The organism is Dermabacter sp. HMSC08H10 (genome assembly GCF_001807585.1).
GTDB classification, from domain to species: domain Bacteria; phylum Actinomycetota; class Actinomycetes; order Actinomycetales; family Dermabacteraceae; genus Dermabacter; species Dermabacter hominis.
Window position 1 is genome coordinate 162551 of the sequence record NZ_KV789424.1, and the last position, 13775, is coordinate 176325.

15 protein-coding genes are annotated in these 13775 nt (G+C 63.1%); 13 read left to right on the forward strand and 2 right to left on the reverse strand.

The genetic code is table 11. The annotated features are described in order from the left end of the window. Nucleotides 1–88 precede the first annotated feature (88 nt). From prfA to HMPREF3176_RS03615, 13 genes are all read left to right on the forward strand, one after another. Nucleotides 89–1186: a peptide chain release factor 1 gene (gene prfA / locus HMPREF3176_RS03555; protein ID WP_070458315.1), complete on the forward strand. Its 1098-nt coding sequence runs from the start codon at nucleotides 89–91 to the stop codon at nucleotides 1184–1186. Between the two features lie 6 nt (nucleotides 1187–1192). Next, nucleotides 1193–2140 carry a peptide chain release factor N(5)-glutamine methyltransferase gene (gene prmC / locus HMPREF3176_RS03560; RefSeq protein WP_083286215.1) on the forward strand — a complete coding sequence of 316 codons (948 nt, stop codon included), beginning with the start codon at nucleotides 1193–1195 and terminating at the stop codon, nucleotides 2138–2140. Beyond that, nucleotides 2137–2880 carry an L-threonylcarbamoyladenylate synthase gene (locus tag HMPREF3176_RS03565; protein WP_070436184.1) on the forward strand — a complete coding sequence of 248 codons (744 nt, stop codon included), beginning with the start codon at nucleotides 2137–2139 and terminating at the stop codon, nucleotides 2878–2880. Before prmC ends, HMPREF3176_RS03565 begins: the two co-directional genes overlap by 4 nt. Next, nucleotides 2877–4001, forward strand: a complete 1125-nt coding sequence (locus HMPREF3176_RS03570) for a glycosyltransferase family 4 protein (RefSeq protein ID WP_034373628.1) — start codon at nucleotides 2877–2879, stop codon at nucleotides 3999–4001. Before HMPREF3176_RS03565 ends, HMPREF3176_RS03570 begins: the two co-directional genes overlap by 4 nt. Next, nucleotides 3998–4417: a hypothetical protein gene (locus HMPREF3176_RS03575; RefSeq protein ID WP_070458318.1), complete on the forward strand. Its 420-nt coding sequence runs from the start codon at nucleotides 3998–4000 to the stop codon at nucleotides 4415–4417. Before HMPREF3176_RS03570 ends, HMPREF3176_RS03575 begins: the two co-directional genes overlap by 4 nt. A 185-nt stretch (nucleotides 4418–4602) precedes the next feature. After that, nucleotides 4603–5409, forward strand: coding sequence for a F0F1 ATP synthase subunit A (atpB, locus tag HMPREF3176_RS03580; protein ID WP_083286216.1), 807 nt, complete (start codon nucleotides 4603–4605; stop codon nucleotides 5407–5409). A gap of 64 nt (nucleotides 5410–5473) precedes the next feature. Beyond that, the gene (gene atpE, locus HMPREF3176_RS03585; RefSeq protein ID WP_276546606.1) at nucleotides 5474–5734 is read left to right on the forward strand and encodes an ATP synthase F0 subunit C; all 261 of its coding nucleotides are present in this window, start codon (nucleotides 5474–5476) and stop codon (nucleotides 5732–5734) included. Nucleotides 5735–5746: 12 nt separating this feature from the next. Next, nucleotides 5747–6289 (forward strand): F0F1 ATP synthase subunit B, encoded by a 543-nt coding sequence (locus HMPREF3176_RS03590; protein WP_070458321.1) that lies wholly within the window; start codon nucleotides 5747–5749, stop codon nucleotides 6287–6289. A gap of 14 nt (nucleotides 6290–6303) precedes the next feature. Further along, nucleotides 6304–7116, forward strand: a complete 813-nt coding sequence (locus HMPREF3176_RS03595) for a F0F1 ATP synthase subunit delta (RefSeq protein WP_070458323.1) — start codon at nucleotides 6304–6306, stop codon at nucleotides 7114–7116. Between the two features lie 71 nt (nucleotides 7117–7187). Continuing rightward, a complete protein-coding gene (atpA, locus tag HMPREF3176_RS03600) occupies nucleotides 7188–8816 on the forward strand; it encodes a F0F1 ATP synthase subunit alpha (protein WP_070458326.1) in 1629 nt (542 codons plus the stop codon). 44 nt (nucleotides 8817–8860) lie between these two features. Next, a complete protein-coding gene (locus tag HMPREF3176_RS03605) occupies nucleotides 8861–9778 on the forward strand; it encodes a F0F1 ATP synthase subunit gamma (RefSeq protein ID WP_016664811.1) in 918 nt (305 codons plus the stop codon). 27 nt (nucleotides 9779–9805) lie between these two features. Further along, on the forward strand, nucleotides 9806–11290 hold the full coding sequence (gene atpD / locus HMPREF3176_RS03610) for a F0F1 ATP synthase subunit beta (RefSeq protein WP_016664810.1): 1485 nt from the start codon (nucleotides 9806–9808) through the stop codon (nucleotides 11288–11290). A 5-nt stretch (nucleotides 11291–11295) separates the two neighbouring features. Next, nucleotides 11296–11619 (forward strand): F0F1 ATP synthase subunit epsilon, encoded by a 324-nt coding sequence (locus HMPREF3176_RS03615; RefSeq protein ID WP_070436287.1) that lies wholly within the window; start codon nucleotides 11296–11298, stop codon nucleotides 11617–11619. Between the two features lie 127 nt (nucleotides 11620–11746). On the opposite strand, the gene HMPREF3176_RS03620 is transcribed toward HMPREF3176_RS03615, so the two are convergent. Both HMPREF3176_RS03620 and nucS read right to left on the reverse strand, forming a co-directional pair. After that, a complete protein-coding gene (locus HMPREF3176_RS03620) occupies nucleotides 11747–12955 on the reverse strand; it encodes an N-acetylglucosamine-6-phosphate deacetylase (RefSeq protein WP_070458329.1) in 1209 nt (402 codons plus the stop codon). After that, a complete protein-coding gene (nucS, locus tag HMPREF3176_RS03625) occupies nucleotides 12956–13639 on the reverse strand; it encodes an endonuclease NucS (protein WP_070458331.1) in 684 nt (227 codons plus the stop codon). Nucleotides 13640–13775: the final 136 nt, after the last annotated feature.

A 13775-nucleotide genomic window follows, 5' to 3' on the forward strand; every position in this document is an offset into this window, starting at 1 on the left:
CGGCACCCCGCCTCCATGTGGGATGCCGGCGCCGCTTTCGCGTACGCGAAACCACTACGTCCGCCTCATTACGCCAAGAAAGACCCTCATGTTTGAGAACGTGTCCTCGCTCGTTGACGAATACTCGGCCCTCGAGCAGCAAATGGCCGACCCGTCCCTTCATAATGACCACAACAAGGCCAAGCGAGTGGGGCGCCGCTACGCCGAACTCGGGCCCGTGGTCAGCACGTACCGCGAATGGCTCACGGCAGGCGAGGATCTCGAAACCGCTCGCGAATTCGCCGAAGAGGACCCCTCGATGGCGGAGGAAGCTGACGCTCTCGAACGCACGCGTGAGGAGCTCACGGCGAAGCTCGAAGAGCTGCTTGCCCCGCGCGATCCCAATGATGCTCGTGACGTGATCCTCGAGGTCAAGGCCGGTGCGGGTGGCGATGAGTCCGCGCTCTTTGCCGCGGATCTCGTGCGCATGTACGAGGCGTACGCGACGAAGAATGGCTGGAGCACCGAAATCATCACGGAGACCGAATCGGATCTCGGTGGCTACAAAGACCTCGCGATGTCGATCCGCACGCGCGGCAACGTCGGCCCTGCGGAAGGCGTGTGGGCTCACCTCAAGTACGAAGGCGGTGTGCACCGTGTGCAGCGCGTGCCCGTGACCGAGTCGCAGGGGCGCATTCACACCTCGGCCGTCGGTGTCCTCGTCGTCCCCGAAGCCGATGAGGCCGATGAAGACGAGTTCCTCGCCGAACAGCTTCACCCGAACAATCTTCGTATCGACGTCTACCGTTCCTCCGGCCCCGGTGGCCAGAGCGTGAATACGACCGACTCGGCCGTTCGCATTACGCACCTGCCTACGGGACTCGTCGTGAGCTGCCAGAACGAAAAGAGCCAGCTCCAAAATAAGGAGCAGGCGATGCGCATCCTCCGCTCACGCCTGCTCGATGCCGTTCACGCTGAGCAGGAAGCGGAAGCCTCGGCGACGCGCCGCTCCCAGGTGCGCACCGTGGATCGCTCCGAGCGCATCAGGACCTACAACTTCCCCGAAAATCGCATCGCCGATCACCGCACCGGATACAAGGCGAATAACCTCGATCAGGTGCTCAACGGCGAACTCGATCCCGTCGTCAAGTCGCTCATGGATGCCGATCGCGAAGCGATGCTCGCCGCTGCGGGCTCGAACGAGTAAGAGCACGTGAACGAATACCGTGCCCCCGCTGCACACAACGGCCTGAGCGTTTCGCAGCGAGTGGCGCTCGCACGCCGAGGCGCACGCGCGCGGCTTCACGCGGCCGGCATCGCTTCAGCCGAAGCCGAAGCGCGGCTCATCGTTCTCCATGCAGCGCAGGCCGAGGCTTCCCTCGTGCTCCTTGACCAGCTCCCCGAAACCTTCGAGGCGGACGTCGAGGCGATCCTCGCGCGACGCGAAAGGCGCGAGCCCCTTCAGCTGATCCTCGGTCAAGCCCCCTTTCGGCACCTCACACTCGAGACCGCCCGCGGCGTGTTCATCCCGCGGCCCGAGACCGAAACGGCACTCGACATCGCCCATGACTGGACGCGCGAGGAAGGCCGGCAAGCGTCGGACCCGCTGCACGCCCTCGACGCCTGCACCGGAAGTGGAACCCTCGCCGCAGCGCTCCTTAACGAATTCCCCGCCGCCCGCGTGAGCGCGTTCGACGTGAACTCGCGTGCCGTGGAACTTGCCCAGCGCAACTGCACAGCATCCGGGCCGGGGCGCTTTCGCGTTTTTCACGCCGAACTGCCCACGTGTCTCACTGAGCTCGACGGTTTCATCGACACGCATATTCCTGATCGCCCGCTCGACCTCGTCATCGCGAACCCGCCCTATATACCCGCGAGCGCGATTCCCGCCGACGCCGAGGTGCGCGAGTACGACCCGCACGAAGCATTGTTCGGGGGAGGGGAGAGTGGCCTCGACGTTCCTCGCGCCGTGATCAACCTTGCCGCGCGCGTGCTGCGGCCACGAGGCCTGCTCATCATGGAACACGACGAAAGCCAGGGAGCGCCGACGCGGGCCCTCGCCGCAGAGACACAGAGTTTTGACACGATTAAGACCGCGCGCGACCTCACGGGACGCGACCGCTTCCTCGTGGCGCGCGCAGCACAACAAGTGAGAGAATGACGCACGTGAGCGTATACGACTACACCGACGAATCCACGCGTGACGAAGCCCTCGAGGCTGCTGCCGCCGCGGTCAAGGATGGCAAACTCATAGTTTTGCCGACCGACACCGTGTACGGCATCGGCGCCGACGCCTTTAATAAAGACGCCGTACAGGCGCTCCTCGACGCGAAGGGGCGAGGCCGCGAATTCCCGCCGCCCGTGCTCATCGGCGACCCGAATGTCATGCACGCGCTCGGGTTCGATATTCCGCCGATCATCGAAGACCTCGTCGAGGAATACTGGCCCGGCGCGCTCACGGTGATCGTTAAAGCCCAGCCGTCTCTGCACTGGGACCTCGGCAACACCAAAGGCACCGTCGCGTTGCGGATGCCCGATCACGAGGCTGCAATTGCACTGCTCAAGAAAACGGGACCGCTCGCCGTTTCGAGCGCGAACAAGCACGGCGGCGATGCCGCCAAGAGCGTCATGGATGCGGCCGTGCAACTCGGCGACGCGGTTGAGGTCTACGTCGATGGCGGCAAGAGTCGCATCGGCGAGTCCTCCACGATCATCGACGCGACCGTGAATCCGCCCGAAATTCTCCGTCGCGGCGCACTGAGCGAAGAGGAGATCGTCGCGAAGTTCGGCGAGATTTTCACCCCCGAAAAGCCCGTACAACCCGAAGACGAACAAGCAGGCGAGGGGGCCGAGGCATCTCAAGAACAGTCACCTGCCGGCGAGGATAAGGCCGACGCTTGAGGGTTTACCTCTTTCTACTGCTCATCGCCGCGGCCGTCACCTATCTCGTGACGCCCGCGGCGCGCGTCGTTGCACGGCGCATCGGCGCAATGACCGCCGTTCGTGAACGCGATGTGCACAGGGACGTGACACCGCGCCTCGGCGGAGTAGCGATGTTCGCGGGGGTCGCGGTCGCGATGCTTCTTGCCTCGAACGTGCCCTTCCTCGAACCGATCTTTCGTGGCTCGTTCAAGGTGTGGTCGATCCTCATCGCGGGTGGGCTCATATGTCTGCTCGGCGGCCTCGACGACAAATTCGACCTCGACTGGCTGACGAAGCTCGCCGGTCAAGTGCTCATCGCGCTCTTCGTTGCCTCGCAAGGAGTGCAACTCACGACCCTCCCGATCGGTGGCCTCACGCTCATTTCCGCTCGCTCATCGCTCATCTTGACCGTCATCGTGATTGTGGCAGCGATGAACGCCGTGAACTTCATCGATGGGCTCGACGGCCTCGCCTCCGGAGTCATGGCGATCGGCGGAGTGGCGTTCTTTATTTACGCCTACCTCCTCACGCGAGACGTATCCTCCACCGACTATTCGTCGATGGCGGCTCTCATCACTGCGGTCATGATCGGGGCATGCCTTGGGTTCCTGCCTCACAACTTTTCCAAAGCGCGCATCTTCATGGGGGATTCGGGAGCCCTCTTTCTCGGTCTCTTGTTGGTCTCGGCAACCATCGCCGTCACGGGCCAGGTCGATCCGGCTCGCCTCGCCCCCTCCGATGCCTTCGGCCAGCTTCTCCCGATTCTCATGCCCGTGGGCGTGATGATCCTTCCAGCCCTCGATATGGTGCTCGCGGTGATCAGGCGTGTGGGAAGTGGAAAATCGCCGTTTCACGCCGACCGTCGGCACCTGCACCATCGCCTTTTGAACCTGGGACACTCAAAACTTGGCGCGGTCCTCATCATGTACACGTGGACGGCGCTCGTGTCGCTATGCCTGCTCGCGCCCGTATTCTTCGAGGCGAAGACCGCCGCGTTTATTTGGATCGGCTCGCTCGTCGTCGCTATAGTCGTGACGCTTGACCCCCTGCGAGCACTCCATCGTGCTCGCCGCAACCAGGACGTGGAGAAAACCGCATGAGCACCGCAGAAAAGAACCGCGCGTACAACAACGCACTGGTGCAAAAAGCGATCGTGAGCGCGGTGATCGTGGGGGCCGTCATCGCTGCCGTCGTTGTGCTCGTTGCCTGGATCGGCTTCGATCCGCTCGCCCGCAACGGCGCGATCGTCGGTGCTCTCCTCTCTCTCGTGGTGACGCTGCCCGCGCTCATCGTCGCGTACTGGGGTATCGCCCAAAGCCCGCTCATCATGCTCGGGACGGTTGCGTGCACGTGGGGAGGAAAAATGCTTGCCCTCATCCTGTGCCTCATCCTGCTCAAAGGAGAGACATGGCTCTCAATGCAGTGGGTGGGAATCGCGCTTCTCTTTGGTGCCGTCGCCCCGATTGCGGTCGAAGGAGCGCTGCTCGCGCGAACCCGCCCGAAAATTGAGGTGTAAGAGGTACCGACCTGAGCCAAAAGTCCGCCTCGTCCTCTGTTATATTGATTCAGAATGCTGAGCGAATAGCGGCGCAGCCTGCACGGGTGCTGAATGCACGTGCATGGCGTGCAAACCGCCTCGAACAGATCGTCCCGTGCCCGTGGCGCGCGAAACGCGCGCCGACAACTCTGGAGTAAGAGCAGTTGATTCCTAGCGAAACTTCGCGCCTTGTCGCTGAAGGTGGGCTGGATTTTCACACCCCTTCCCTCGCCGACTTTTTCCCCGATGCGATTCTCTTTGCGGGCACTCCGTTTGAGTTCAACCGCATACAGCTCATTCGCCTCATCGTGGTCGTGGGATGCCTCGCGATCACATACGCGATCGCCTCTCGAGCCAAGGTTGTGCCGGGGCGCATCCAAAGCGTGTTCGAGCTCTTCATGGGCTTCATCCGCGACAATGCGATCGAGCCCGTGCTCGGTAAGGCTAAGGGGCGCCGCTTCGCACCCATGCTCTACACGCTCTTCTTCCTCATCCTCGCGATGAACCTCGCCGGCGTGACCCCGGGCCTCAACCTCGCGGGCACCTCCGTGATCGGCATGCCGTTCCTGCTGGCGATGTGGACCTTCGGCACCTACGTGTACTGCGGCATGAAGCAGCACGGCTTCCTCGGCTACTTCAAACACGAAACCATGCCTCCGGGCGTGCCGAAGCCTGTGTACATTCTGCTCGCCCCGATCGAGTTCCTCCAGCTCGCCGTCGTGCGCTGGTTCTCGCTCACTGTGCGTCTTCTCGCCAACATGGTCGCGGGCCACATGATGCTCGTCGTGTTCATCTCCCTCTCGCAAGCGCTCCTGTTCTCAGGGACGTGGCTCATTGCCGCGACCCCCTTCGCGGGAGCTTTCGCACTCGGCATTTTCGGCTTCGAAATCTTCGTTGCCCTTCTGCAGGCCTTCATCTTCACAGTGCTTTCCGCCGTGTACATCAACATGGCGACGAGCGAAAGCCACTAAGGCGTCTAGATTTTTCCGATTTTCCACCCCGAGCTTCGGCTCACAACCGAAACCCTGCCCGGCAATGCGGCAGAAAACTGAAAGGAATACCCTCGTGGGCACCACCATCCTCGCTGAAATCAACGGCAACCTCTCCTCGCTCAGCTACGGCATCGCCGCTTTCGGCCCGGCCCTCGGCCTCGGCCTGATCGGTGCTAAGACCGTCGAGTCGATGGCGCGCCAGCCCGAGATCCGCGGTTCGCTTCAGACCACGATGCTTATCGCCATGGCGTTCGTCGAGATCATCGCGCTCCTCGCGGTTGTGACCGGCCTCCTCTTCTCCTGAGGTTAATTCCGAATGTATCTGGCAAGTGGAGAAGGAGAGGTCAGCAAGTACGCCTTGCTGATCCCCGAGGTTCCCGAAATTATTTGGAGCGCCGTCTTCATCCTCATCTTTGCCGTCGTGTTCATGATGTTCGTGCTCCCGAAAATGAACGGGGTTCTCGACGAACGAGCAGCGAAGATCGAGGGAGGAATCCGTAAGGCGGAGGAGGCCCAGTACGAGGCCGATCGTCTCAAGGCAATGCAGGAAAGCGAACTCGCTGCTGCACGCCGTGAAGCCGCGGAGATGCGCGAGAAGGCCCGCGAAGAGGGCACTCGCATCATCGAAGAGGCACGTACGCGCGCAAGCCTCGAGACCGAACGCATGATCGGGCTCGGCAAGCAGCAGATCGAAGCTGAACAGGCGCAGGCCAGCACCGAGCTTCGCGGTGAGGTTGGCTCGCTCGCGAGTACCCTCGCCTCGAAGATCGTTGGCGAATCGCTCACCGATGATGAGCGTTCGCGCCGCGTGATCGATCGGTTCCTCGACGAGCTCGAGTCGTCGACGGCGGCGAAGTAAGGAAGGCACAGCACATGCGCGGAGTTTCCGCCAAGTCGCTCCAGAGCGTGCTACGGCGCGCAGCGGAGTCCACCTCGGCGAACACCCCCAGCACCGAGATCGCGAGCGAGCTCTTCGAAGCCGTGCGCGTCATTGACTCGAGCAACCAGCTCGTGCGCCTCTTGAGCGACCCCGGTCGCGATGAGGACCTCAAGGCCGATGTCGTGCGGCGCCTCTTTGGCGGCCGCGTCAGCGAGGCCGCTCTCGAGGTTCTTCTTGAGGCCTCGCGGTGCACGTGGTCCGAGCAAAACCACCTCCTCGAGGGCATCGAGTTCGCGGGTGTGTCGCTCGTTCTCGATGAAGCTCGAGGGCGCGGCACGGCGCACGCCGTTGAAGAAGAACTCTTCCAGGTTGCGCGCCTCGTCGAGGACACCCCGGAGCTGTCCGAAGCATTCGACTCCAAGCGCGACGACGTTCCGGCGCGCGTAGGGATCATCGAACGTCTTCTGGGCGGCAAGGTGGATGAGGCGACCGTCGCACTCGCCGCGCAAGCGGTGAGCTTCGAGCCCGAAGCCAAGGTTCCCGCCCGTCTGCTCGAGTTCGCGAATTTCGCGAGCGCCGAACGCGACCGCCGCTCCGGCGTCGTGACGAGCGCGATCGCGTTGAGTCCCGAGCAGCAGGAACGCCTCACGCGCATCCTCTCCGCCCGTTACGGCGGCGAGCTGAGCCTGAACTACGAGATCGACCCGAGCGTGATTGGCGGCCTCCGCATCACGATCGGCGACGACCTCTACGACGCCACGATCTTCGGCCGTGTTCGCGATGCTCGCGAACGCATTTCCGCCTAAGAATCACCAACGAGAACACGTATCACCCCTCCCGGTACCGCCGGGAATGACCAAGAAGGAAGCGGAGCGCGATGGCCGAGCTCACCATTCGTCCCGAAGACATCCGGGACGCTCTCGACACTGCGGTGTCGAATTACCAGCCCCAGAACGCAGGTCGCGAAGAAATCGGCCGCGTCACCGAATCAGCAGACGGCATTGCACGCGTCTCGGGCCTGCCGAACCTCATGGCAAACGAACTCGTGCGCTTCGAGGACGGCACGCTTGGCCTCGCTCTTAACCTCGAACTTCGCGAGGTCGGCGTCGTCGTGCTCGGTGAATTCACCGGCATCGAGGAAGGGCAGGAGGTGCGCCGCACCGGGGAGGTCCTTTCGGTTCCCGTTGGCGACGGTTACCTCGGCCGCGTCGTTGACCCGATGGGCCGCCCGATCGACGGCCTTGGCGAGATCGCGACGACCGGCCGCCGTGCCCTCGAACTTCAGGCCCCCAGCGTTATGCAGCGCAAGAGCGTGAAGGAGCCTCTCCAGACCGGCATCAAGGCCATCGACTCGATGACCCCGATCGGGCGTGGCCAGCGCCAGCTCATCATCGGCGACCGCCAGACCGGTAAGACCACGATCGCCGTCGATACGATCCTCAACCAGAAGGCGAACTGGGAATCGGGCGACCCCGACCAGCAGGTGCGATGCATCTACGTCGCCGTCGGCCAGAAGGGCTCGACGATCGCCTCGGTGCGTGCGACCCTCGAGGAAAACGGCGCGCTCGATTACACGACCATTGTTGCGGCCCCGGCTTCTGATCCGGCCGGCTTCAAGTACATCGCGCCCTACGCGGGATCGGCGATCGGCCAGCACTGGATGTATGAAGGCAAGCACGTCCTCATCGTGTTCGACGACCTGTCGAAGCAGGCCGAAGCCTACCGCGCCGTGTCGCTTCTTCTTCGCCGTCCGCCGGGCCGCGAGGCATACCCGGGCGACGTCTTCTTCCTCCACTCGCGTCTGCTCGAGCGCTGCGCAAAGCTCTCGGACGACATGGGCGGCGGCTCGATGACCGGTCTCCCGATCATCGAAACTAAGGCAAACGACGTCTCGGCGTACATTCCGACCAACGTCATTTCGATCACCGACGGCCAGTGCTTCCTCCAGTCGGACCTGTTCAACGCGAACCAGCGCCCCGCAGTGGACGTAGGCATCTCGGTGTCGCGCGTCGGCGGCTCGGCCCAGACCAAGGCCATGAAGGGCGTCTCCGGTACCCTCAAGATCTCGCTCGCGCAGTACCGTGACCTCGAGGCGTTCGCGATGTTCGCCTCGGACCTCGATGCCGCTTCGAAGCAGCAGCTTGCGCGCGGTGCTCGCCTGACCGAGCTCCTCAAGCAGGGCCAGGCCAACCCCATGCCCATGGAGGAACAGGTGGTGTCGATTTGGGCCGGCACGCGCGGCAAGCTCGACGACATCGAAGTTGACGACATCCTCGAGTTCGAAGAGCGCCTGCACGAGTTCCTGCGCCACAATGGCACGATCCTCGAAACGATCCGCGAGACCAAGAAGTTCTCCCCGGAGACCGAGGCGGAACTCGAGACCGTGATCGAGAACGTCAAGCGCGACTACTTCGCTGCAAAGCAGAAGGACGCCGTGTACGACAACACCGGCGTGATCGAAGACGAGGACATCGAGCAAGAGTCGATCCTGAAGTCCTCCAAGTAGTGGCGGATGTTCGAGAAATAGAACGTTAGTCACGAGGGAGAGATATGGGAGCCCAGCAAAGGGAATACAAGAAGCGGATCGGCTCCGCGAAGGGCATGAAGAAAATCTTCCAGGCCCAGGAAATGATCGCGGCTGCCCGAATCTCGAAGGCACACGCACGCGTGCAGGCTACGACCCCGTACGCGAAAGCGATTACGGACGCGATTGCCTCGGTCGTTCAGCACGCGGAGGAGACGAACCACCCGTTCCTTGAAGCGGATCGCTCGTTCTCCAACCGCGTCGGTGTTCTCCTCATTACCTCGGATCGCGGCATGGCCGGTTCCTACTCGCCAAGCGCGATTCGCGAGGCCGAACACCTCACGAATAAGCTGCGCGAAGAGGGCAAGCAGCCGGTCCTGTACGTCGTTGGCCGCAAGGGCGACTCGTACTACCGCTTCCGCAACCGTCCCGCTGAAAAGTCGTGGATTGGTGTCAAAGAGGAAGACCTTCCGAAGCTCGGTCGTGAAATCTCGGCGCTCTTTCGCGAGGCACTCCTTGCGGAAGAGGTCGAGGAGCACCTCGATGAGCTGTATGTCGTGGGGCACCGGTTCACGAATCGTTTCCGCCAGGATGTGAACGTCGTGCGCCTCGTCCCGCTCCAGCTGAGTGCCGACGGTGCCGAGAGCCGGTTGACCCGCCAGTACCCGCTGTATGAGTACACGCCGAGCGCCGATGAGGTGTTCGAGCAGCTCGTGCCGCGGTACGTTGAATCGCGCATCATCAATATCCTTCTGCAGTCGATCGCGTCGGAGCACGCGAGCAGGCAGAAGGCGATGAAGACCGCGACCGACAATGCGGAAACGCAGATTCAGAAGTTCACTCGCCTTGCGAACTCCGCTCGCCAGGCCGAGATCACGCAAGAAATTACGGAGATCGTGGGCGGAGCGGACGCCCTCAATGCCTCCGGCAGGAAAGAACGCTGAGCGAGAAAGCACATTTGGAGTAGAAGAATGACCATCACCGAAAACGCCCCGGCTCAGACCGAGGCTAGCGCCGCCATCGGTCGTGTCGCTCGCGTGACCGGCGCCGTTGTCGACGTCGAATTCCCCGCGGGCCAGATCCCCGACATGTACAACGCGCTCGTCACCGAGATCGAGCTGCCCACTGGCGACGAGGACGGTGGCTCAGCCACCCAGACCCTCACGCTTGAGGTTGCCCAGCACCTCGGCGACGGCATGGTGCGAGGAATCGCCCTCAAGCCGACCGACGGCCTCGTGCGCGGCCAGGCCGTGCGCGACACGGGCGCGCCAATCTCCGTCCCCGTTGGCGACTTCACCCTCGGGCGCGTGTTCGACGTTGTCGGCAACGTGCTCAACGGAGAAGAGGGCGAGAAGTTCGAGATCAACGAACGCTGGCCCATTCACCGCAAGGCCCCGAACTTCGATCAGCTCGAGTCGAAGACCCAGATGTTCGAGACCGGCATCAAGTCGATCGACCTGCTGACGCCCTACGTGCAGGGCGGCAAGATTGGTCTGTTCGGCGGCGCCGGCGTGGGCAAGACCGTTCTCATCCAGGAAATGATTTACCGCGTGGCGAACAACCACGACGGTGTCTCGGTGTTCGCAGGTGTCGGTGAACGTACCCGTGAAGGTTGGGACCTCATCGAGGAAATGACCGAATCGGGCGTGATCGAGAAGACCGCCCTTGTGTTCGGCCAGATGGACGAGCCGCCGGGCACGCGCCTTCGCGTGGCACTTTCGGCGCTGACGATGGCGGAGTACTTCCGTGACGTCCAGAACCAGGACGTGCTCCTGTTCATCGACAACATCTTCCGCTTCACGCAGGCGGGCTCCGAGGTGTCGACGCTGCTCGGCCGTATGCCGTCGGCAGTGGGTTACCAGCCGAATCTCGCGGACGAGATGGGCGTGCTCCAGGAGCGCATTACCTCGACCCGCGGCCACTCGATTACGTCGATGCAGGCGATTTACGTTCCCGCTGACGACTACACCGACCCGGCTCCGGCCACGACCTTCGCGCACCTTGACGCAACGACCGAGCTGAGCCGTGAGATCGCCTCGCGTGGTCTGTACCCCGCGATCGATCCGCTCGCCTCGACCTCGCGCATCCTTGACCCGCGCTACATCGGGCAGGATCACTACGATGTTGCGGTTCGCGTCAAGCAGATTCTCCAGCGCAACAAGGAGCTTCAGGACATCATCGCGATGCTCGGTGTCGATGAGCTTTCCGAAGAGGACAAGGTCATCGTGGCGCGCGCACGCCGCATCCAGCAGTTCCTTTCGCAGAACACCCACATGGCGAAGCAGTTCACCGGCGTCGACGGTTCGGACGTTCCGCTGCGCGACACCATCGAAGGCTTCAAGGGCATTTGCGACGGCGAGTTTGACCACATCGCCGAGCAGGCGTTCTTCAACGTCGGTGGTATCGACGATGTGCTTCGTAACTGGGACCGCATCCAGAAGGAAACCTCGAAGTGAGCGCCATGAAGGTCAACTTCGTGTCGGCCGAGGGCAGCATCTGGGAAGGCGAAGCCGAGTACGTTTCGGTGTTCGCCATCGACGGCGCGATGGGCATCATGGCCGGCATGGAACCCCACCTTGCGCTCCTGAGCGAGGGCCCCGTGGTGATTACCGAAGTCGGCGGAGCGAAGCACGAGTTCCAGGTCACGGGCGGTTTCTGCTCCGTTGATGCGGAAGTCGTGAACGTCGTTGCCGACGAGGTTCTCACCGAGGAGGCGGCCCGCGAGGCGGCTCTTGCACGCTCTACTCCGTCATCAGAGCTCGAAGGAGAGGCCGAGACCGACTAAGGGTCTTTCCTCCTCTCCGTGAAAAGCGGCCCCGCCAGCGCACCGTGGGCGCGGCGGGGCCGCTTTCCTGTGCCGTGTTTCCACGCGGTCGAATGCCGCGGTGCGAGAACGAAAGGAACGGGGCCGCTTAGGAGGCGTCGGAACTCCACCACTCACCCGCATGCATGACCCGTTCAGGCTCGAGCCCCTCGGCGCTCACGAGCGCGAGGTCAGCGCGGGCACCTTCACAAATCTCGCCGATGTCGTGGCGGCCGAGGACGCGCGCGGGGGTCGCGGTTGCGGCGAGAACTGCGCGCTCGAGCGACACGCCTGCCTCGAAATGGGCGAAGCGTACGACATCGAGCAGGTGGGCGGTGCCTCCCGCGATCGCGCCGCCTTCGGTGAGGGTCGCGACGCCGTCTTTGACCGTGACGGGAAGCGAGCCGAGAACGTAGTCACCGTCGGCCATCCCCGTCGCGGCCATCGCGTCGGTGATGAGCATGATGTGCCCGTCGGTGATGAGATCGAACGTGTACCGCACGGTGTCGGCGGAGGTGTGGACGCCGTCGGCGATGAGCTCGGCGACGACCGTGCCGGCGGCGGCCTGGTCGATCGCGGCGAATGCAGGACCGGCATCCCGGTGATGGATGGGGCGCATCGCGTTGAACAGGTGGGTGGCGGTTGGCTTCGTGGAACGGGCGACGGGGCCGACGCTTGCGAGCTCCTCGTGTGCCTTCTGGATTGCGGTGACCATCTGTTCACCCGTGCAGTCCGTGTGGCCGTAGCTCGGGAGGGCTCCGCGCGCGATCAGGGCCCGGGACACGCTGCCATCGAGGTCCGCTTCGGGGGCGATCGTCATCGTCGCGATCGTGCCGCCTCCCGCTTCAAGGAGCGCGAGAGTGCGCGCGGCGTCCCCCTCAGCGATGAACTGGGGGTCGTGAGCGCCCTTGCGGGCGTGGGAGATGAAAGGGCCCTCGAGGTGGATTCCCGCCAGTTCGCCGGCCTCGACGAGAGACCGTAGCGCGTGCACCCTCGACATGAGCGTGTCCTGCGCGGCCGTCACGAGTGAGGCAACGATGCTCGTCGTGCCGTGGGCGCGGTGCTCCGCGATCGCCGGCGCCGCTTGCGCCGGGTCCTCGGTATCGGGGAAGGAGAATCCGCCACCGCCGTGGCAGTGGATGTCCACGAGCCCCGGGAAAATGAGGCCATCGTGGCGCACGTGCTCATAGGCCTTGAGGTCCGAGGGGAGTGCGCTCTCGGGCCCCGCGTACGTGATTGTGTCGCCGTCGATAAGGATCGAGGCTTCGGAAAGGAAAGAGCCGGAGATAAAAGCGGTGCCGTCGATGCGTTGCGTCATTTAGAAGAGCCTCATTTCGGAGTTGTCGATTCCACGCAGTTCGTCGTAATCAAGGGTGAGGCATTCGAAGCCGCGGTCCTTCGCGAGGGTGCGTGCTTGCGGCTTGATTTCCTGTGCTGCAAACATGCCCGTCACGGGGGCGAGGAGCGGATCGCGATTGAGGAGTTCGACGTACCGGGTGAGCTGCTCAACGCCGTCGATCTCACCGCGGCGCTTGATTTCGATCGCGACCGTGCCGCCTTCGGGGTTCTTCGCGAGAATGTCGACGGGCCCAATCGCGGTGGGGTATTCGCGGCGCACGAGCTTCCACCCTTCACCGATGCTCGCCATATTTTCGGCAAGAAGCGCTTGAAGATGCGCCTCGACTCCGGCCTTTTCGAGCCCTGGGTCGATGCCCAAGTCGCGGCTCATTTCCTCAATGATCTCGAATACCGTGATGTCGAGACTGTCGCCGGTCTTCTTATGCGTGACCTTCCACGTTTCGAGTGCATCCTCCGCCTCTGCGGCCTCGATTGTGAGCGTGCACGGAGGGGCCATCCAGTTGAGGGGCTTGTAGCTGCCGCCGTCGGAGTGCACGAGCACGCTTCCATCGGCTTTCACCATGAGGAGCCGGGGGGCCCGCGCGAGGTGCGCCGTTAGCCGCCCGACGTAATTGACAGAACATTCCGCTAGAACTAATCGCACTGGTAAAGACTACGCGATGGGTCTTTGAATGCTCTTTACATGAAATGTTGACCTGCCCACTGCTTCTTGTGGCCTTCAGCCCACCGCCGGGAAACTCCGCCAAAATGGGTGAGTACTGTTTTTGACAGCGTCGTAG